The organism is Rhodococcus sp. NPDC059969 (assembly GCF_042738325.1).
In the GTDB taxonomy this organism is placed as follows: domain Bacteria; phylum Actinomycetota; class Actinomycetes; order Mycobacteriales; family Mycobacteriaceae; genus Rhodococcus_F.
Genome location: NZ_JBHWUF010000027.1, coordinates 1 through 1,787 on the forward strand (window position 1 = coordinate 1; position 1,787 = coordinate 1,787).

General features: G+C 55.3%; 1 rRNA gene. It reads right to left on the reverse strand.

Features of this window, described 5'->3' with window-relative positions:
* Nucleotides 1-1,741, reverse strand: a 23S ribosomal RNA gene (locus tag ACFWAD_RS29735); the annotation flags it as partial.
* Between the last annotated feature and the right edge of the window lie 46 nt (nucleotides 1,742-1,787).

Below are 1,787 nucleotides of genomic sequence, written 5' to 3' on the forward strand. Positions count from 1 at the left end.
TGCGACCCGGATTTGCCTAGGTCACGCCCTACACGCTTACACCAGTATTACCACTGACTGGCTCAGCTACCTTCCTGCGTCACCCCATCGCTTGGCTACTACCAGATCAGGTCCCATGCATCCACCAACTCGAGACCCGAAGGTCTTCTCGTGGCTTCAGGATGGTTAGTATCACTGATTCACCATGGGCGCGTTCACACGGGTACGGGAATATCAACCCGTTGTCCATCGGCTACGCCTGTCGGCCTCGTCTTAGGTCCCGACTCACCCTGGGCGGATTAACCTGGCCCAGGAACCCTTGGTCATTCGGCGGACGAGTTTCTCACTCGTCTTTCGCTACTCATGCCTGCATTCTCACTCGTGTGGCCTCCACGGCTAGGTCACCCTGCCGCTTCCATGGCCACACGACGCTCCCCTACCCATCCACACACCTGCCAGAAAATCCTTGGATCAACTGGGGGCTATTGCGTGAATGCCGCAGCTTCGGTGGTGTACTTGAGCCCCGCTACATTGTCGGCGCAGGATCACTTGACCAGTGAGCTATTACGCACTCTTTCAAGGGTGGCTGCTTCTAAGCCAACCTCCTGGTTGTCTTCGCGACCCCACATCCTTTTCCACTTAGTACACGCTTAGGGACCTTAGCTGGCGATCTGGGCTGTTTCCCTCTCGACTACGAACCTTATCGCCCGCAGTCTCACTGCCGCGCTCTCACTCACCGGCATTCGGAGTTTGGCTGATTTCGGTAAGCTTGTGGGCCCCCTAGACCATCCAGTAGCTCTACCTCCGGTGAGAAACACGCGACGCTGCACCTAAATGCATTTCGGGGAGAACCAGCTATCACGGAGTTTGATTGGCCTTTCACCCCTACCCACAACTCATCCCCTCAGTTTTCAACCTAAGTGGGTTCGGTCCTCCACGACGTCTTACCGTCGCTTCAACCTGGCCATGGGTAGATCACTCCGCTTCGGGTCTAGAGCATGCCACTACGATCGCCCTATTCGGACTCGCTTTCGCTACGGCTACCCCACACGGGTTAACCTCGCGACATGCCACTAACTCGCAGGCTCATTCTTCAAAAGGCACGCCATCACCCCCAGTGACAAGTCACTCGAAGGCTCTGACGGATTGTAAGCGCACGGTTTCAGGTACTATTTCACTCCCCTCCCGGGGTACTTTTCACCTTTCCCTCACGGTACTAGTCCGCTATCGGTCACCAGGGAGTATTCAGGCTTATCGGGTGGTCCCGACAGATTCACACCAGATTTCACGGGCCCGGTGCTACTTGGGTTTCCATTACAACAGTCACAAAGTTTTCGTGTACGGGATTCTCACCCTCTACGACAGGCCGTTCCAGACCACTTCCACTAACCCAGTGATTTCTTACTGTTGGCCAACACGGCAGTATTGACAAAATGAACCCCACAACCCCACGAATGCAACACCTGCCGGCTATCACACACCCATGGTTTAGCCTCTTCCGCTTTCGCTCGCCACTACTCACGGAATCACGGTTGTTTTCTCTTCCTGTGGGTACTGAGATGTTTCACTTCCCCACGTTCCCTCCACACGCCCTATATATTCAGGCGCGGGTAACACGACATCACTCGTGCTGGGTTTCCCCATTCGGACATCCTCGGATCACAGCTCGGTTGACAGCTCCCCGAGGCTTATCGCAGCCTCCTACGTCCTTCATCGGCTCCTGGTGCCAAGGCATCCACCGTACGCTCTTCATTACTTACAACAAAGATGCTCGCGTCCACTGTGCAGTTCTCAAACAACACACAACC